The 17,554-nt window shown below is 41.1% G+C and carries 21 protein-coding genes and 3 pseudogenes; 10 read left to right on the top strand and 14 right to left on the bottom strand.

The window, feature by feature from the left end; all coding sequences use genetic code 11:
• The first annotated feature begins 24 nt into the window (after nucleotides 1-24).
• The 3 genes from AC0L6R_RS12570 to AC0L6R_RS12560 all read left to right on the top strand — a co-directional run bounded on the left by AC0L6R_RS12570 (nucleotide 25) and on the right by AC0L6R_RS12560 (nucleotide 1,328).
• Entirely contained in the window at nucleotides 25-411 is a 387-nt protein-coding gene (locus AC0L6R_RS12570; protein WP_473271519.1) for a DUF983 domain-containing protein, read from the top strand.
• Nucleotides 412-473: 62 nt separating this feature from the next.
• Nucleotides 474-929 (top strand): AraC family ligand binding domain-containing protein, encoded by a 456-nt coding sequence (locus AC0L6R_RS12565; protein WP_473271518.1) that lies wholly within the window; start codon nucleotides 474-476, stop codon nucleotides 927-929.
• A gap of 15 nt (nucleotides 930-944) precedes the next feature.
• The gene (locus tag AC0L6R_RS12560) at nucleotides 945-1,328 is read left to right on the top strand and encodes a helix-turn-helix domain-containing protein (RefSeq protein WP_473271517.1); all 384 of its coding nucleotides are present in this window, start codon (nucleotides 945-947) and stop codon (nucleotides 1,326-1,328) included.
• A gap of 16 nt (nucleotides 1,329-1,344) precedes the next feature.
• Here AC0L6R_RS12560 and AC0L6R_RS12555 read toward each other — a convergent pair whose 3' ends face one another.
• Nucleotides 1,345-1,950 (bottom strand): class I SAM-dependent methyltransferase, encoded by a 606-nt coding sequence (locus AC0L6R_RS12555; protein ID WP_473271515.1) that lies wholly within the window; start codon nucleotides 1,948-1,950, stop codon nucleotides 1,345-1,347.
• A gap of 41 nt (nucleotides 1,951-1,991) precedes the next feature.
• On the opposite strand from AC0L6R_RS12555, the gene AC0L6R_RS12550 reads away from it, so the two are divergent.
• From AC0L6R_RS12550 to AC0L6R_RS12540, 3 genes are read left to right on the top strand one after another with little or no spacing between them, the layout of a single operon-like run.
• Nucleotides 1,992-2,633: an acyl-CoA dehydrogenase family protein gene (locus tag AC0L6R_RS12550; protein ID WP_473271514.1), complete on the top strand. Its 642-nt coding sequence runs from the start codon at nucleotides 1,992-1,994 to the stop codon at nucleotides 2,631-2,633.
• Nucleotides 2,634-2,660: 27 nt separating this feature from the next.
• Nucleotides 2,661-2,837, top strand: a complete 177-nt coding sequence (locus AC0L6R_RS12545; protein ID WP_473271513.1) for an acyl-CoA dehydrogenase family protein — start codon at nucleotides 2,661-2,663, stop codon at nucleotides 2,835-2,837.
• A gap of 20 nt (nucleotides 2,838-2,857) precedes the next feature.
• Nucleotides 2,858-3,364 (top strand): acyl-CoA dehydrogenase family protein, encoded by a 507-nt coding sequence (locus AC0L6R_RS12540; protein ID WP_473271512.1) that lies wholly within the window; start codon nucleotides 2,858-2,860, stop codon nucleotides 3,362-3,364.
• A 177-nt stretch (nucleotides 3,365-3,541) separates the two neighbouring features.
• On the opposite strand, the gene AC0L6R_RS12535 is transcribed toward AC0L6R_RS12540, so the two are convergent.
• Nucleotides 3,542-4,198: a hypothetical protein gene (locus tag AC0L6R_RS12535; RefSeq protein ID WP_473271511.1), complete on the bottom strand. Its 657-nt coding sequence runs from the start codon at nucleotides 4,196-4,198 to the stop codon at nucleotides 3,542-3,544.
• Nucleotides 4,199-4,315: 117 nt separating this feature from the next.
• On the opposite strand from AC0L6R_RS12535, the gene AC0L6R_RS12530 reads away from it, so the two are divergent.
• Nucleotides 4,316-4,954: a GDSL-type esterase/lipase family protein gene (locus AC0L6R_RS12530; RefSeq protein WP_473271510.1), complete on the top strand. Its 639-nt coding sequence runs from the start codon at nucleotides 4,316-4,318 to the stop codon at nucleotides 4,952-4,954.
• 746 nt (nucleotides 4,955-5,700) lie between these two features.
• Here AC0L6R_RS12530 and AC0L6R_RS12525 read toward each other — a convergent pair.
• Nucleotides 5,701-6,171: a hypothetical protein gene (locus tag AC0L6R_RS12525; protein ID WP_283413725.1), complete on the bottom strand. Its 471-nt coding sequence runs from the start codon at nucleotides 6,169-6,171 to the stop codon at nucleotides 5,701-5,703.
• Nucleotides 6,172-6,673: 502 nt separating this feature from the next.
• Here AC0L6R_RS12525 and AC0L6R_RS12520 point away from each other — a divergent pair.
• Both AC0L6R_RS12520 and AC0L6R_RS12515 read left to right on the top strand, forming a co-directional pair.
• Nucleotides 6,674-6,904 carry a hypothetical protein gene (locus tag AC0L6R_RS12520; RefSeq protein ID WP_473271509.1) on the top strand — a complete coding sequence of 77 codons (231 nt, stop codon included), beginning with the start codon at nucleotides 6,674-6,676 and terminating at the stop codon, nucleotides 6,902-6,904.
• A gap of 210 nt (nucleotides 6,905-7,114) precedes the next feature.
• Nucleotides 7,115-7,261 (top strand): hypothetical protein, encoded by a 147-nt coding sequence (locus AC0L6R_RS12515; RefSeq protein ID WP_473271508.1) that lies wholly within the window; start codon nucleotides 7,115-7,117, stop codon nucleotides 7,259-7,261.
• 25 nt (nucleotides 7,262-7,286) lie between these two features.
• Here AC0L6R_RS12515 and AC0L6R_RS12510 read toward each other — a convergent pair whose 3' ends face one another.
• The 11 genes and pseudogenes from AC0L6R_RS12510 to AC0L6R_RS12460 form a co-directional block, all read right to left on the bottom strand.
• Nucleotides 7,287-8,087, bottom strand: coding sequence for a sulfatase-like hydrolase/transferase (locus AC0L6R_RS12510; protein ID WP_473271507.1), 801 nt, complete (start codon nucleotides 8,085-8,087; stop codon nucleotides 7,287-7,289).
• Nucleotides 8,044-8,340 carry a hypothetical protein gene (locus AC0L6R_RS12505; RefSeq protein WP_473271506.1) on the bottom strand — a complete coding sequence of 99 codons (297 nt, stop codon included), beginning with the start codon at nucleotides 8,338-8,340 and terminating at the stop codon, nucleotides 8,044-8,046. Before AC0L6R_RS12505 ends, AC0L6R_RS12510 begins: the two co-directional genes overlap by 44 nt.
• Nucleotides 8,306-8,623, bottom strand: coding sequence for a sulfatase-like hydrolase/transferase (locus tag AC0L6R_RS12500; protein WP_473271505.1), 318 nt, complete (start codon nucleotides 8,621-8,623; stop codon nucleotides 8,306-8,308). The genes AC0L6R_RS12505 and AC0L6R_RS12500 overlap by 35 nt, the downstream gene beginning before the upstream one ends.
• Before the next feature lie 468 nt (nucleotides 8,624-9,091).
• Nucleotides 9,092-9,966: pseudogene (gene atpG / locus AC0L6R_RS12495) on the bottom strand (ATP synthase F1 subunit gamma).
• A 64-nt stretch (nucleotides 9,967-10,030) separates the two neighbouring features.
• A pseudogene (atpA, locus tag AC0L6R_RS12490) lies at nucleotides 10,031-11,611 on the bottom strand (F0F1 ATP synthase subunit alpha).
• Between the two features lie 23 nt (nucleotides 11,612-11,634).
• The gene (atpH, locus tag AC0L6R_RS12485; protein ID WP_283413720.1) at nucleotides 11,635-12,195 is read right to left on the bottom strand and encodes an ATP synthase F1 subunit delta; all 561 of its coding nucleotides are present in this window, start codon (nucleotides 12,193-12,195) and stop codon (nucleotides 11,635-11,637) included.
• Nucleotides 12,196-12,204: 9 nt separating this feature from the next.
• Nucleotides 12,205-12,699 (bottom strand): F0F1 ATP synthase subunit B, encoded by a 495-nt coding sequence (locus AC0L6R_RS12480; RefSeq protein ID WP_283413719.1) that lies wholly within the window; start codon nucleotides 12,697-12,699, stop codon nucleotides 12,205-12,207.
• Nucleotides 12,700-12,771: 72 nt separating this feature from the next.
• The gene (gene atpE / locus AC0L6R_RS12475; protein WP_091695803.1) at nucleotides 12,772-13,032 is read right to left on the bottom strand and encodes an ATP synthase F0 subunit C; all 261 of its coding nucleotides are present in this window, start codon (nucleotides 13,030-13,032) and stop codon (nucleotides 12,772-12,774) included.
• Nucleotides 13,033-13,070: 38 nt separating this feature from the next.
• Nucleotides 13,071-14,109 (bottom strand): annotated as a pseudogene (gene atpB, locus AC0L6R_RS12470) (F0F1 ATP synthase subunit A).
• Nucleotides 14,110-14,127: 18 nt separating this feature from the next.
• Nucleotides 14,128-14,511 (bottom strand): hypothetical protein, encoded by a 384-nt coding sequence (locus tag AC0L6R_RS12465; protein WP_283413717.1) that lies wholly within the window; start codon nucleotides 14,509-14,511, stop codon nucleotides 14,128-14,130.
• 46 nt (nucleotides 14,512-14,557) lie between these two features.
• Nucleotides 14,558-14,785 carry an AtpZ/AtpI family protein gene (locus AC0L6R_RS12460; RefSeq protein WP_473271504.1) on the bottom strand — a complete coding sequence of 76 codons (228 nt, stop codon included), beginning with the start codon at nucleotides 14,783-14,785 and terminating at the stop codon, nucleotides 14,558-14,560.
• Nucleotides 14,786-14,931: 146 nt separating this feature from the next.
• Here AC0L6R_RS12460 and porW point away from each other — a divergent pair, with 146 nt between their 5' ends.
• Nucleotides 14,932-17,553: a type IX secretion system periplasmic lipoprotein PorW/SprE gene (gene porW / locus AC0L6R_RS12455; RefSeq protein ID WP_473271503.1), complete on the top strand. Its 2,622-nt coding sequence runs from the start codon at nucleotides 14,932-14,934 to the stop codon at nucleotides 17,551-17,553.
• Nucleotide 17,554: the final 1 nt, after the last annotated feature.

Here is a 17,554-nt window from a genome sequence, read left to right as displayed (position 1 = left end):
TATTTTTGCCAAAACTTAAAAGCCATGAGATTCTCCACACTGAAAAGTATATACCAATGCAAGTGCCCTCGCTGCCATAAAGGGGATATGTTTTTGCGTGGTAAATTATTGAATCCAACCAAGTTTTCTGTGATGAACAAATCCTGCTCGCATTGCGGGCAGTCCTTTGAACCAGAACCTGGCTATTACTTCGGGGCTATGTTTGTTAGCTATGCGATCAACACTGCCTTATTTATTACTGCCTGGGTGGCTTTGACGATATTGAAACCAGACTATTCTTTGTCTCTTCTACTTTCTTTGCTGGGTGTAGCGGCCATTGTTTTTCTGCCATTCATCTACCGAATCAGCAGATCAATCTGGATTGCGATTTTTATTTCCTACAAAGGCGAAGACCTCCCAAGTTCATCTTGAGGACTTGATTTCTATGAAGTAAGTATATTTGGAATATCTTGAGTTTCGAAGATATTCCAACTATGCCCAGCAGTCCACTTCCTATATTTCACATTCCAGATTTCGGGCCTGACGCGATAGATTCATCGCATTTCTATTATTCTGGACTGAAAAGTCACTTGGCGACACACCAATTTATCCAGAAACCACACAAGCATGATTTCTACATCATTGTAGTTTTCACTCAAGGGAGAGGAAGCCACACCATAGATTTCAAAACCTACCGGGTAGAGCAAGGCTCAGTGTTTTTCTTAAGTCCTGGGCAGGTGCATTCTTGGGAGCTTTCTCCAGATACAGATGGACACATTTTGTTCTTCAGTACTGATTTTTATACCTCCACTTACTCACGAAAAAAGTTAAACGATTATTCACTTTTCAACTCAATAGTGGAATTTCCCAACCTGGAAATCGATACACCTGAGACAAGAGAAGTTCTTTTCTTTTTTGAAAAAATTGATCAGGAAAACCAAAAGTCCTAACTCGTCACCAAGGACTTGCTGAGAAACTATATTGATACACTTCTTATTTTGTTGTATCGATACAAAGGCAGCAAAACTTCTTTTTCGCCCGAAGAAAAACTGGTTCACAATCAATTCCAGCAGCTGGAATTACTGATTGACAATCACTTTAAGAAACATAGAGAAGCGAGTTTTTACGCAGATCAAATGAGCCTCAGCATGAAACAACTCAATTCACTGTGTAAAAACACCGTTTCAAAAACCAGCTCTCAACTTATTCTAGACAGGGTTATCCTGGAAGCACAACGACTTTTGACACACTCGGATTTGAACATATCAGAAATTGCATACGAGCTGGCATTTGAGGACTCTTCGTATTTCAGCCGCCTATTCAAAAAGAAAAACGAACCTGACTCCTGAGCAATTCCGAAAACAACTAGATAACACAGACTTTTAAACTCCAAATCTGAGCTTTCACCCAACCTCCCATAAAGAGGCGCTCATCAGTTTTCAAAAAACCCTTCTTGGAGAAAAGTATTTCGTACTTAGGGAGATCATTGCGAGGATGACGGACAACTGCTTGGAAAAAAATGATCATAGCATTAGTTAAGATTCGATGCCAGAAGCTTTTAGGATGAAAAAAATCTGCAAGCAGAATCCTTCCATCAATTTCTAGTACCAGCTTGATTTGTTCCAAAAGGGACCCAATTGCCTCGTCAGTCATGGTATCTAGAACAAAATGAAGCCATATCTCATCAAACTTTTCCCCAGCCTTGAATTCCCCTAAATGAAATTTGAGCTGGCTTGAGTGGAGATTTTTCTTTGCTGTTTTCAGCATGCTGCTGGACAATTCCCAATATTCCCCTGAAATCTCTGGCGCAATTTCAGCGTAGTCCAATCCATCTCCTCCCCCGATAATTAAGACGCGTTTTGACTTCGTGTTTTCCAAAAAGCAAAGTTTGGACACCTTCAGCTTTTGGCCAAAAACGAAGCTCACTAAAGAAGAATACCAAGGAGCAAGTAAACTATACTGATCTTTCACTAGTTTAAAGGAATGAACTAATTTCCCAAAATACCCTTTTTATGAAGAATCTATTCAAAACCATCGGCGGACTCCGTCAACTTTTATCCACTGTCGATCTGGATCAAATCTCAAAGCTTTCCCAAAAAGTAGATATCTCCAAAATGGTAGGACTGGTCTCCCAGATGAGCGAGGAAGATCTATCCAAAATGATGGGCATGATGAAAGGCGGAAGCCGGCCGAAAACCATCCCGCCGATCAATGGAGATTTTTATGAGTTAGGCAAAAGTCTGCCTGCTCACGAAAGGGAAATTCAACTTCGTGTCCGTGAATTTATGGAGCGGGAGATCAAGCCCATCGCCAATGACTATTGGAACCGCGGGGAATTCCCCATGCAGATTATCCCTAAAATGGCTGAACTGGATATAGCTGGATTGACCTATCAAGGCTATGGCTGCCCAGGACATTCAGCATTGCTGGAAGGCTTCGTGGCTATGGAAATGGCGAGAATAGACACTTCAATTTCCACTTTTTTTGGAGTGCAAAGTGGACTCGCAATGGGGTCTATCTATCTCTGTGGATCAGAAGCACAAAAGCAGGAATGGCTTCCTTCCATGCAAAAACTGGAGAAAATCGGTGTCAGTTGGCTTGACCGAGCCAGAGGTTGGATCTGGAGTAGCAGGGGGCTTGACCACTACTTGTAAAAGAGAAGGCGATGTTTGGGGTGCTAAATGGAACAGAAAAAATGGATAGGAAATGCTACGTTCTCAGATATGACTGTGATCTCGGCGAGAGATCTTGATGACCAGCAGGTGAAAGGCTTTATTGTGCCAAAAGATAATCCAGGCTTTAAAGCAGAAAAGCTGGAAGACAAAATGGCGCTGAGAATAAGTACAGAACGCCTTTAATCACATTGACAAATTGTGAAGTGCCGGAATCAGACAGATTGCAAGAAGCAAATTCTTTCCGCGACACTTCCAGGAAAGATTCCTTTCGCATGACTAGAGCTGGAGTAGCATGGCAAGCCGTAGGTTGTTCTCAAGAAGGAGCATATGCGTTGGCCTTGGCATACACCAATGAACGCAAGCAATTTGGCAGACCAATCGCTTCTTTCCAGCTTGTTCAAGATCTTTTGGTGACTATGCTAGGTGACCTGACGGCCATGCAGACGATGGTTTTTAGACTTTCGGAAATGCAGAACGATGACATTTTGAAAGACGAGCATGCATCCTTAGCCAAAGTATTTTGTACCCTTCGCATGCGATCAATTGTGGATCATTCCCGTGAGCTTTTCGGAGGAAATGGAATTTTGCTACGCCATGATATTGCGAGATTTGTGGCAGATGCGGAAGCAGTTTACAGCTACGAAGGAACCAAGGAAATCAATTCGCTGATCGTAGGGCGAGCCATTACCGGACATAGCGCATTTGTCTAAAGCAACAGTAAAATCGCGGGAATCAGGAAAGCAACTTCCATCCGCATTCTGATTTGCTCAGGACTAGCTTCCGATTTGAAAAAGCTCAGATAGTGGACAAGTAACATGAATGATATAAGCTCGGGAAGATCCTAAAAAGAGAATTTACCAGTAGCAAGCCAATCAATGCAGCTAGCATTAATCCGATTGCAAGCTGGTGAATTCTGGATTTAGTGTCTCCTGAGGTATTAAAGTGGCTATGGAAGAAAAGCCTGACTCCGTGTCGCTTTCCTTATCCAAACTGGAAAGCATAATGAGGTTTAAATAAGCCAATCCCATATATAAAATCGTCAGGCCAAAAGCGGTCCAAGTGTAATCTATTTCGGGTGCTTCATACCAAGGAAGCCAGGAAATCCCGATCACATAGAAGATAGCCGAACTGAGTTCCTTTAGTCGAACTTGCTTTGCTGCCAATTTTCTCACAGCAAGCATTATCCCCAAAATCAGTACCCCGAGCCCTGCTCCGAAAAACAATTCTTTAGAAAACCCGAAAAATTTAATTGCCCAATACAGACCAATACAGCCAACTAATCCAAGGATTGCCAGTAATGGTTTTTGGTAAATTAAATGAAAATGATGCCTATCCGCTGCACGATCTGCTGCCAGTTTTCGTGCATCCATCAAATGGTCTGCGGTATAAATACACCATACCGCCATCCCTAATAAGGCATATTCCTGCCAATTCAACTCGACCCGCAGCGCTCGCTCAAAAAAAAGCATTCCAGCCATGGCACCTAGCACAACATCGATGGAAAGCCAAGTAAGTCGTTGATAAAATTTAAAGAGGAAATGCACAGCTTAAAGATAGGGTGAATGGGCAAAAGTCCATAGTTGGTACTCGGATGCTCAGGGATATTATTTATTTTACGAATCAATTCTCAAACCCATAAACCTAAAATCATTTATTTAATCATGAAAAAATCCACTTTACTGTTAGTAGCCCTACTTGCCTTCGTTACTTTTTCTTTTGCGCAAGCTCCTATCAAAATCGCCTGCGTAGGCAACAGCATCACCCAAGGTCCTGGAAGAGATAATCCAGATAGCTGGCCACTGCAGATGCAGGCCATTCTCGGAGACGCGTATGAAGTTGGAAATTTTGGTGTTTCCGGAAGAACATTGCTCCGCAAAGGAGACTACCCTTATTGGAATGAACCACAGTTTCAGCAAGTCAAGGATTTCGGAGCAGACATTCTTATCATCATGTTGGGAACAAATGACTCCAAGCCTCAGAACTGGAAGTATGCCTCTGAATTCAGACAGGATTACCTGGATATGATTGCGGAGTTTAAGAAAACCATGCCTGCAGATGGCAAAGTCTATGTGATCATGCCGGTGCCCGTAACCCGTGAGAACTTCGGAATCACTCCTGTGGTGATGAACAACGAGCAGCGAATGATGATCATGGATATTGCCTTAGACTCAGGCTCCGAGCTAATCGATCTTTACACGCCATTTATGGGTCATGAGGATTTGCTACCTGATGGCGTACATCCAAATACCGAAGGATTGGGCATTATGGCGAAGGTGGTCGCAAGGGCGATACGGTTGTAGGGACTAGGTGTCGGATGTCCGATGCCCGGTGTCACAAACCCTCCAAGTTTTTAGAAATTTGGAGGGTTTTGGTTTTTAGTTCAATCCTCTTTGGGATTTCCATATCACTGGATAGTATAGATATCCACGACTCCCGAAATTTACTTTAAGTATGTCAGTTATTTAAAGTTGGACCACTTCGTGGTCGTGCATTTGAATCTAAAAGTGAAAGCAAGACCCCGAACGGGGTCAAACCATGAATAGCCATGGGTGCAACCCATGGTTTACAAAAAGGACGAAAGGAACCACGACCCCGAAGGCGGTCGAACTCGAAATCCAGTACAAAGGTTTCTTCATGCCAATCCTAATTAACCCAACCCACCTTAAACCTGACTCATCCGATATTTTACCTGACTACGGTTACCTTTTTGACCTCATTTTGGATTAAAAAGGTGACACGAGTTATCTTAAAGTAGACACATCGTATGTTTTGCCTAACTGCAGACCTTTTTTATTTGATTTTGACCTGAAAAGCTGACTCGAGTGATGTTTTAGGTGACTCGAGTGATGTTTTACCCGACGGCTGTCAACTTTTAAATCAGAACAGCCTACTAGTTCCTTACCTGGGTTAATATAATAGCCTGTCTCGCTGTGGAGAGAGTTAGGCTAGAAAGGGTTTGAAGTGTGTCAATTCTATGCACCCACAAAAAAAGACCGAGTCAGAAAGACTCGGTCTGGATGATTGATTCTAAACTTTTCAAGCTACTTCACTTCTCAGGACCTTTACGATCTCCCTGACTTTCATAGCGTTTGCGAAGCTCTTCATATAGTGCTTGTGCGCCTGCTATTCCCATTTTCGCAGCATACTTGACAGAATTGTAGAATATCCTTGCCTGATCGTAAGCTTCTGCTCCGGCAAGTGTAGTGGTATTCGTAAATTCGTCTTGCAACTGCTCTGCTGCCACAAAAAATGGCTTCAATTGAATGTAAGCTTCCAGATCCTTGCGCATCTCGACCACATCCAAAAAGGGCGGGTTAAACTGCGGGTTGGACTCTGCAAACTCTGTAGCCTTCTGTACAAAAGGCAAAGTGCCATCAGACATCCGGGCGAGATGCTTCGCTTTGCCCTTGCTTAGCTCTGCGAAATAAGGCCCCATGATCGTGGTGATGGTGGCGAATGCATCCCGAACTTGCTGTAGTTCAGCGGGCGGGATGGAGATGGAAATGCGGTTCTCCATAGTGTAGGTTGTTTAAAAATGAATAACAATTATTAAAAACTATAAATGAATTTAAACAAACTAGTTTTAAATACAATACTCAATTAAAAGTTTCTTAACACTGACTATCAGTAGGATAGGGAATGGTAAAGAGATAAGCTCTTGGGTTTCTAATAGAATTAAACACTGTAGATTTCGAAAATCTGGAGGGTTTTTAACTAATTCCACAAAACACCGCCATCGGACAGGCAGGCGTAGACCACGGGGCAGGACTAGTGGAGGCAGTTTAAGTCCTAGTTTTTAACTATATATTTTATTTACCCTCATACTATCTCAGGTGTCAATTTTAATAAAGCCAGAAACCTCTCGAATAGGGATTTGAAGGTGAGTGACTTAGCAACTGAATTCCTAAAAAAATATAGTTTTTAGAGGTATTGTATTATGGCTGCAAAATGAATAACTAGCGCGATGTTTACCCTAAGAAAATATTAGAGGGTAGCAGCTAACACAATCATTTAGCGCAATGCTGAAACACGTAATTTTATCCTGTCTGTTGCTCACTCTTGGTGGGTATTCACTAGCTCAAACAACTGCCCCTGGTTACTACATTTCCTTGAGCAATGACAGTGTCCTTACACAAATCAAGATGCCAAAATCAGTTTTTGGATCTGTGGACTTTTCCAAATTCCTTTTCAAAGTAGAAGCACAGGATAGCAATAACGATTTGAAGAAATTTAAACCCGAGGATATCTAACGGTTTGGGTTTATCTATAACGGAGAGAGTTACAGCCTTTTTTCAAAGCCTATTTTTACTGAAAATACGCTGAGGTTTTTACAGCCAACAGTTCTTGGAGAAAAATCCAGCCTGTTTCAATTTCAGACCTACGATCAAAATGGGGCTCCGCTAGGCACCTTTTATACGCTAGAAAAGAATGACGGCACTTATGCATTCCTAACTACCGGAATGAGAAGTCTCGATAAATTTAAAGATTTACTAAAAGAATTTTACGATGAAAATCCTGAACTACTCAAACTGATCGACGCGAGATTTAAAGAGCGAAAGTCAGTGCAAGCCGACATGATCGAGCTTGTCGAATCGGCCAATAGATAGCCTGTTGTTCGAATAAGCTTCTTTATCACTCTTCCACAAATCCAATCTGCTTCCACTCCCCTTCGATTTTATCATTTTGCTGCGGAGCACGCAGGGTACTTCTACCCTCTATGATATACTTGCTCAGGAGACTTTTTAGGGCGGCTACTTTCTCAGGATTTTCTGCTTGAAGATTTGTAGTCTCACCAGGATCGGAAGCCAGATTGTACAACTGAACTTCCGGAAGACCTTCCTCAGCTTTAGTGTTAGGTTTAGGAGCACTCCATCCACCAGAACCTTTAGCCATGATGAGTTTCCAATCGCCTTGACGAATTGCAAAACTGCCATTAATGGAGTGGGCTACTGTGGCTTCACGGAATTGATCCACTTGATTAGTTGCATCAAAAAGTGACACCAAACTGTAGCTATCCTCGCCTTCATTATCCTTGAGGGCATAGCCAGAAAGCTCTGCTCCAGTTGCCATCAAATCAGTCAAACAGATTGTTTCATTTCTGGAAGTTCCTTTTTGGATTTTGGCTGGCCACTTGGCAATAAAAGGTACTCGATGTCCTCCTTCGAAAATATCTGCTTTGTGCCCACGGTAGATGTAGCTAGAGTAGTGTCCCGCTGCCTGCATCACATCCAGACCTGCTGCCGGAGAACCACCATTGTCGCTCGTAAATACGATTAACGTATTTTCTTCAGTTCCTGCTTCTTTGATTGCTTCATTCAACTGACCCACATAGTCATCAATCATCATCATAAAATCCGCAAATGGAGCTAAACCGCTTTTTCCTTGCCATTCAGCCGGTGGCAAAATCGGAGTATGCGGAGAAGGTAGTGCCAAGTAAAGGAAAAATGGCTTTTCTTCTTTCGCCTGCTCTTAAATGTGATGCGATAGATCGCTCAAAGAAATTTGGAGTAACTTTTTCGTGATCAAAATCAGGAGAAGTTGGTCCTTCTCTCCACCAAGAATATTTGCCTTTATTGACAGTTACTGTATCTGGAATCGCAGTCACTTGACCATTCTCAACATACACATAAGGAGCCATATCCAGCGACCCATTATGACCGTAAGCGTAGTGCAAAACCCAGATCATTTGGAGTATGAGTTACAGTCTTTGTAAAATCTATATTATCAAAATCATTGGCACCCCAGCCATCAGCTCTCAAGGAATCTCCATCTACTGTAGCCCAGTCCCAACCTAAGTGCCACTTGCCAATAAATGCGGTATTATAGCCTTGACCTTTGAGCACAGAAGCAATCGTTGTTCTATCATCAGGTATCAAAGCAGTAGAATTCCCGGTAAGCACACCGCTTTTCAGGGTACTTCTCCAATTGTACCTGCCTGTCATAAACCCATAGCGGGTAGGAGTACACACAGCTGATGGTGTATGGGCAATCCGTAAAAATCATCCCTTCAGAAGCCAGTTCGTCTATGAAAGGGGTTTTGATTTTTCCTTCAGGATTAAATGCTTTAATATCCCCATAGCCCAAATCATCTGCTAGAATGACCGATAATGTTGGGTTTTTTATATTCTTGCTTCGGCTTTTCGGCACAGGATATTACCGACAAAGAGATAAATGTATACGCAAGTAGGTGGAAATAAAGCTTCATTTTGTATAAATCTAGGATAGAATGGTTGAATTTAGGGCGAATGACCCATATATAAAAGTAAAATAATGCAGCTACGCAAAAAATCCTACTTTCAGCCTTTAAGAAGAGTATAAACAGGCTAATGAAAGGTACCTAATTAAGCGCTATATGCTTACAGCAAAAGTCGTTTTAATAAAACAAAAAAACCACAACCCTTGCGAGCTGTGGTTTTGGAAAGTAGGTCTATCGTTTATTATTTACCTCCAAGTGCGTTGGCACCAGAGACAGTTTCAAGTATTTCATTGGTAATGGCAGCCTGACGAGTTCTGTTGTACATCAATCTAAGCTCTTTCAGCAATTCACCAGCGTTATCTGTTGCCTTATCCATCGCAGTCATTCTAGCGCCATGCTCAGAAGCATTGCTTTCTAGTACAGCTTTGTAGAACTGGATTTTCAAAGACGTTGGAACCAACTCTTCGATAATATAAGCTCTTGATGGTTCCAAGATGTAATCCGTATCAGCAGTTTTCTCTTCAGCAGAATCATCTTTTGCCATAGGCAAAAACTGTTCTACATGAACTTCCTGCGTAGCTACATTCTTGAACTCATTATAAACCAAAGCAACTTCGTCAAATTCTCCAGCTACAAAAGCATTCATCGCAAATTCTGCTGCGCTCTCTAGCATTCTCAAAGCTGAGGTCTTGAAATAACTGAGAATACTTAGAAACCATATTGAAATCACGCTTTTTGAAAGCTTCAAAAGCTTTTTTACCAATAGGAAGAATAGTTATATTCTTTCCGGCAAATTGTCCTGCAATGGCCAAATTTACCGCCTTGATGATATTTGTATTGAAAGCACCACAAAGTCCTTTGTCTGAAGTAACAGGAATGATCAGTACATTTTTTACTTCACGCTTTTCAGCAAAAATAATATCTGCAGCTCCTTTCAGAAGCAGCTGATACGTTATTCAGGATTTGAGTCAACTTCTGAGAGTACGGACGCATCTGAGTGATTTTGTCCTGCGCTCTTCTAAGTTTAGCGGCGGAAACCATTTTCATGGCCTTAGTAATCTGCTGGGTAGAGACTACTGAGGTTATCCGTTCCTTTACTTCCTTAAGATTAGCCATCTTGGTTGCGTTGTGCTAGGGTATAGATAACCGGAAGACTCTCGCCTTCCGGTGTTCAAATCAATTATTTTGAATATTTAGGAGCTAATTCTGCTGCTGCCTTAGAAAGAACTTTTCCAGCCTCATCAACTTTTCCTTTTAGGATGAAGTCAAGTGCTTCTGGATAAGACGTATCCAATAGTGTATAGAATTCTTTCTCAAAAGCTCTGGCGTTTTCTACTGGAACTGTATCCATCAAGCCTTTAGTAGAAGCATAGATAATAGCTACCTGATGCGCTACAGAAACTGGAGAGTACTGCGCTTGCTTCAAGATTTCCTGCGTTTCTCTCTACCTCTTTCGATCGTACGCTTAGTAGTCGCATCTAGATCAGAACCAAACTTAGAGAATGCTTCCAATTCACGGAAAGCTGCCTGATCCAATTTCAAGGTACCGGCGATTTTCTTCATTGATTTGATCTGCGCGTTACCACCTACTCGGGATACTGAGATACCTACGTTAATCGCAGGACGGATACCAGAGTTGAAAAGGTTAGTCTCCAAGAAGATCTGACCATCTGTAATAGAGATTACGTTAGTCGGGATATAGGCAGAAACGTCACCAGCTTGAGTTTCGATAATCGGAAGTGCAGTCAATGACCCGCCACCTTTTACCAAGTGCTTGATAGAATCCGGCAAATCGTTCATTTCCTGAGCGATTTTATCAGATTTGTTGATTTTCGCAGCTCTCTCAAGCAATCTTGAGTGAAGGTAGAATACGTCACCTGGATATGCTTCACGTCCCGGAGGTCTTCTCAATAGAAGGGAAACTTCTCGGTAAGCTACTGCTTGCTTAGAAAGATCATCGTAAACCACCAAAGCAGGACGACCTGTATCTCTGAAGAACTCACCGATCGATGCACCAGTAAATGGAGCAAAGAACTGCATTGGAGCTGGATCAGAAGCAGGAGCTGCTACTACAACTGTATATGGAAGAGCACCACCTTTTTCAAGGGCTGCAACTACACCAGCAACGGTAGAAGCTTTCTGACCGATTGCAACGTAGATACAGAAAACTGGCTCTCCTTTATCGTAAAATTCTTTTTGGTTCAAGATCGCATCGATAACTACCGCTGTCTTACCAGTCTGACGGTCACCAATAACTAATTCTCTTTGACCTCTACCGATTGGAATCATCGCATCGATAGATTTGATACCTGTCTGAAGCGGCTCAGTAACTGGCTGACGGTAGATTACACCTGGAGCTTTACGTTCCAAAGGCATTTCGTACAAGTCTCCAGTAATAGGTCCTTTACCGTCAATTGGATTACCTAAAGTATCCACAACCCGGCCTAGCATTCCTTCACCTACTTGGATAGAAGCAATTCTTTTAGTTCTTTTCTACGGTATCTCCTTCTTTTACAGATTTGGAGTCACCGAAAAGTACTGCTCCGACGTTGTCTTCTTCCAGGTTCAGTACCATTGCTTTCAGACCATTGTCGAATTCTAGCAATTCACCGGACTGTGCCTTAGAAAGTCCATAGATACGAGCTGCACCATCCCCCACTTGAAGGACTGTACCCACTTCTTCGAGTTCAGCTTCGGTTCTTGCACCAGAGAGTTGTTCTCTTAAAATTGCCGAAACTTCATCAGGTCTTACTTCTGCCATGATATATAGATTAATGCTTTTTGTTAGATTTTACTTTCGTAATGATTTGTGATAAACTGAGTTTTCAATTGTCTCAGTTTGCTACTCAATGACTCGTCTATCTGGCGGTCATTTACTTTCAAAATATATCCACCGATTAGGTCTGGATTTATTTTCTCAACCAATTGTACTGATTTCTTTCCAGATACTTCTTTCACAACCTCAGCAAACTCCTTGCGAAGTGTATCATCGAGAGGAAAAGTAGTAGTCACTTCAGCCACCTGAATTGACATATGAAGATTGTACTGGTTTTCAAATTCCTTTGCTACATCAAGAAGGATTTCTTCTCTATTCTTTCGAGAAATAATCTCAAAGAATGTCATAGTAAGCGGATCAACACTTTTGGCAAACAGTGCTTTTAGCACATTCAATTTCTTATCAGAACCTACTATTGGGTTTTTCAACACCAAATTCAATTCATGATTGCTTTCTGCCAAAGCAGTCAGCCTAAGAAAATCTGTATGCACCTCCTCTAGTCTTCCTTTTTCCAAAGAAAGTTCCATGATTGACTTGGCATAGCGGGATGCTACTCTCTGGTTTGACATGGAGGTGTATTAGTTAAGCTTAAGTTCTTTGATGAATCCTTCTACCAAATCCTTTTGAGACTTGTCATCAGAAAGATTTGCTCTCAATAATTTCTCTGTTATGTCCAAAGAAAGTGAAGCAACCTGAGACTTCACATCTGCCAAAGCAGCTTTTTTCTCAGTTTCAATCACCGCCTTAGCATTCTCGATCATCAAAGCTCCAGCTTTTACAGCTTCAGCCTTAGCATCATCGATCATTTTAACAGAAGCATCTTGAGCTTTTTTAAGAATAGTATCTCTTTCCAGTCTGGCTTCAGCAAGAAGTTTTTCATTCTCCGCCTTTAGGTTTGCCATTTCATTTCTGGCAGTCTCAGCAGCTTTCAATGCATTGTTGATACTGGTTTCTCTCTCTTCAATTGCCGCAAGCATAGGCTTCCAGGCAAACTTGATTAGGATAAACAAGAGTGCTAAAAAGCCAAACAACTGCCAGAAGATCAGTCCGGAACTAGGTAAAATCAGATCCATTAGATATATATAATTTCGTTATTGTTCAAAAAGAGGGATTGGCCCTAACGACCAATCCCGATTCATTTGTTCTTAGAAAGCGATACCGCCTGCATTCAAAGCAATAAGTAGACAAACTACTACTGCAAACAGGGAAACCACCTCGATCAAAGCTGCAATGATCAACATAGCAGTCTGGATTTTACCAGCAGCCTCAGGCTGACGAGCAATAGATTCCATAGCTTGTCCACCAATTCTACCGATACCAAGTCCTGCGCCAATCGCAACAATACCTGCACCGATACCAGCACCCATAAGTGCCATTCCAGCTGTTAATAAGATTGAAGTTAACATACGTTTTTATTTAATAAATTGAACAAAGAAATTCCTAATTAATGTGCCTCGTCGTGTGCATGCTCCGCTACTGCAGAACCGATGTACATCGCCGTAAACAGGGTAAATACATAAGCCTGAATCGTCGCCACCAATAGCTCGATCATATTGATAAATGTCACCATCAGCGTACTAACCACTCCAATGGTGTATGACTCAAATATGAAGACCAAAGCTATGAAAGCCAAGATTACAATGTGACCTGCTGTGATGGCTACAAAAAGACGAACCATCAATGCAAAAGGCTTAGTAAACAAGCCGATAATCTCTACCGGAACAATTACCAATAGCAATGGAATAGGAACACCGGGAGTCATGAAGACGTGTTTCCAGTAATTTATTGCCATTGACATTTACAATGATAAATGTCAATACCGCTAAAGTGGCAGTAACAGCGATGTTACCAGTCAGGTTAGCCGCACCTGGAAGCAAACCGATCAGGTTACCAATCCAGATGAAAAAGAAAAGTGTAAGTAAGTAAGGTACGAACTTCTTATACTTAGGACCGATCGCTTTATGAGCGATCTCGTCTCTAACAAATATAACTATAGGCTCTACGATTGCCGCAGCTCCCTTTGGCGCAATAGCACCATGCTTCTTATAGTGACCAGCAGCAGAAGAGATAAATCAAGACAACTGCAATCACCAGAAACATCATCACAACATTTTTAGTAATGGACAAATCAGTGAAACTAGCACCATCCACTCTACCCATATGGTCATGAGAATCTATATAATATCCTTCATGTGCATACTCCTCACCAAAGGCGTGTGTTTCATGATCCTGAAAGTCCTTAGAGCTAAAAATCTCTAAACCTCTATCTCCAGAATACACGATTACAGGAAGAGAAAGCGTTATGTGAGTATGGCCTACATTGAAAAAATGCCACTCGTGCGAGTCCTTGATGTGATGCATGATGAAGCCCGTAGGATCTTCACCTCCATCTTCAGAATCTGCTCCAGAAGCAAAAGACACACTGGAGAAACTCAGCAAAACGCTGACAATAAAATACTTAGGGAAAGAAATTTGCGCGTCATCTACTCTTTTTTTGAGGGCTACTTCGAAATCGGGCGCAAGTTAGCCAGAAACGTGTAGATATCAAAAACCAGATAGAACAAAAACAGAATAAAGAAATCCACCACAAACAAAAGAATATTCTCTGTCCCCATAAAAACCATGATTCCGATGAAGGATAAGGAGGCAATTATCCTGAGTATCATTCCCAACATTTTTATTTGAAGTAGGTTTTCTGAAGAACCTTTTAGCAGCCAAAGACTCATTACACCCACCAAATAGGACGATATTGCCAGAAAAGACAGAATTTTCCAGATGTCCGCATGTATGGTGGAAGGAAGCAACCATCCCAGTAAAAGGATCAGCAGACTTATTATTCCAGTGAGCAGGAAAAATTTCAGATGATAGTTAGATTTCAACAGCATGGGTATTAATTTCTTACAAATTTATCCCAAATTTTCTTTTGTCTGACTACTTATCCGATCGAATCGAATTCCACAACTGATAAAAAGCTACCCCAATCGAGGCAAAACAAAAAAGCAGTAACCATAAAGGAAATTTCATATTACTCTTCTGCTGAAGCCACCAACCCAGCCAAGTTCCGCCACCGATAACTCCAAAAAGCTGAAATGAAAGACCAATATACTTAACATAAACTGGTGTATTATTTCCTTCATTCTTTTTAGACTGTTCACTCATCTATTATCTGATTTATTCCTTAAAACTATTAAAAAATTGATGCGAATAGCCTGCCAATATAAAATCCAAAAATAATAGAACAGCGATTTCGTTCACTAAGTAAATCAAAAGACCTATTTTGCTACTTTAATTGGGCAAAACAACTCATGAGGAGATTTTCCAAGCTAGCATTAATCATTTTACTTTTTAGTGGGGCATGCTCATCCGAGCGCAACACCTTTACAAACAGGACATTTCATAATGTCACTGCTCATTTTAATGCTTATTACCTAGCTGATGTTAGGCTGAAAGAGGTAGAATCTGAAGTTTTTAAAAATTATAAAGAAGACTATACCCAGATTCTCCCTGTCTTTATTCCTCTTGATTCAGCAACTATTCAAGCAAATGCCGAGAAGCTTCAATCATCCAGAGAACTCGCATCAAAAGCCATAGAATGGCATAAAATCAGCAATTGGGTAGATGATAGCTATTACATTCTTGGCAAGCTTGACTATTATCAATCGCATTTTGACGATGCACAGAACACGTTCAAGTACATCAATGTAAATTCAAAAAGTGATGATTTGCGCCATCAGACTCTAATCACTTTGCTACGGCTGTATGTAGATCAAGGGGAAGTTGAAAATGCGAATTTCACTATTGATTACCTCTCCAAGGAAACTGATATTTCAGAAGTAAACAGATATGAGCTTTATCGAACCTTGGCCTATTACTATGAGAAAAGAGGCGATAAGAGTGGCGTAATCGGGGCATTGGATAAAGCAATAGAATATTCGAAGGACAAAAAAGAGGCCTCTCGAATCAACTTTATACTAGCCCAACGCTACCAACGGGAAGGTTTTGATGCCTTGGCCCATGAATATTACGAAAAATCACTAGCTGGAAACCCTCCTTATGAGCGTAGTTTTTATGCACAATTGTATGCACAACAAGTGGCTGAACTAAATGCCTCAAAGGATCTTAGAAAAGTACGCAGATACTACGATGACCTATACGAAGATCCTAAAAACAAGGACCTAAAAGATGTAGTCATATATGAAAAGGCGCTTTTTGAAGAAAAGCAAGGGGACACAGAGCTTACTCTTGATTTACTTCATCAGGCAGCTAAAGAACCCGGAAGTAACCCCCGTGTGAAAGGATATATTTATCAAAAGCTCGCAGATATCAATTTATCTGAATTCAAAGATTACAGAGCCACCAAATACTACCTGGATTCTGCGCTTTCCTACATTAATGAGAGTGATCCAATAGCGATACAAATCACAAGTCAAAAAGAGTCTCTTGATCAATATGTTTTTCATTTTGAGAGAATCCAAGACAATGACAGTCTCCTGAATTTAGCGGAATTAACTCCTGAAGAGCAGAAACTAGTCGCTGAAAACTACATTAAATCAGAAGAAGAACGCCTCATGCGGGAGGCCGCGGAACTTCAGAAACCGAAAAGCACAAGTATTTTCGACAACCTGTTAGCCTTCAATGACAGGGGGACTGGCTCATCCTTTTACTTTGACAATAGCGTCGCCATGCAACAGGGGGCTATTGACTTTAGAAGAACCTGGGGTAATCGTCCTTTGCAGGATAATTGGAGGAGAAGTGCCATGAGTTTCCAAAGTTCAGCTCCGACCATACCTGAACCTGCTGAAGGAGACTCCATAGCCACAGAAAACGAAAGTCTTCTAAGCCAATTGCCAACCATAGACAATTTGTTGGCGGAAATCCCAAATACAGCCGAACAGATTGCTTCGCTAAACCTAGAATTAGAAGCATCATACTTCGAGTTAGGTAAACTCTTATACTTTGAGCTAAAAGAAACCGATCAAAGTGTTGAGAACCTTGAAACTTTAGTTCGAGTTTACCCTGCTTCATCAAGAAAGCCAGAAGCGTATTATTTATTGTATTTAGCTCAAAAAGATTTGGGAGGAAATTCCCAACAATATGTAAGCCGTTTGAATCGAGAGTTTCCAGAATCACAATACACTTTTTCAGTGAACAACCCAGATGCTGCCTCGGGAAATTTGGCCTATGTAGAATCTTCAAAAAGATACGAGCAGGCGTATAATTCTTACTATTCTGGGGAATATCAAGCCAGCAAAGCGATAATCAAATCAGCACTCGAAGAATATCCTCTCACTCGAAATACGGAACGATTACTGCTTCTGGACATTATGGTGACGGGCAAAACTGAAAGTAAAGCTAAGTACCGAGAACGCTTAGAAAATTACATTGAAAATACTGAAGACAAAAGTTTGGTAGAATTGGCAAGGAATATGCTAAAACCTATGCTGTCTCAAGAAGAGCTGGCAGAACTCAACCCAAAAGAACTAGCAGAAGGAGATTCCACACAGATTGAGAACACGGCTTCGGAAGATAAAGTAAAAAATGAAGGAGTATCTTCTTCACCTTTCAAATACAATGAGGCGGCAACGCACATCTTTGCACTTGTGATGGATCCAACTCTTCCTGAAACTGCAAAAAGTCTTTTACCTGATATAGAGAATTTTCATGCGTCGAATTTCTCTAAGGAAAGATTGAGAACAGGAGATTTTAATTTCAACAGAGAGAACACGATTTTGATTATTAGCCCTTTTTCGAATGGCGAAAAAGCAAAAGAATATTACAGTAAGTTTCTAAAAGAATTCAAATCAGAAGGGTTACCTGATGAGGTAAAGTCAAATTCATTTGTGATATCGATAGAAAACTTTCAATTACTGAGTAAAAGCAAAAATTTAGAAGAATATAGGGCTTTCTTTAAGTCCGCTTATAAGTAAA

This window comes from Algoriphagus sp. 10J20-15, from assembly GCF_055809615.1.
This window is presented reverse-complemented; position numbering and strand designations above follow the sequence as displayed.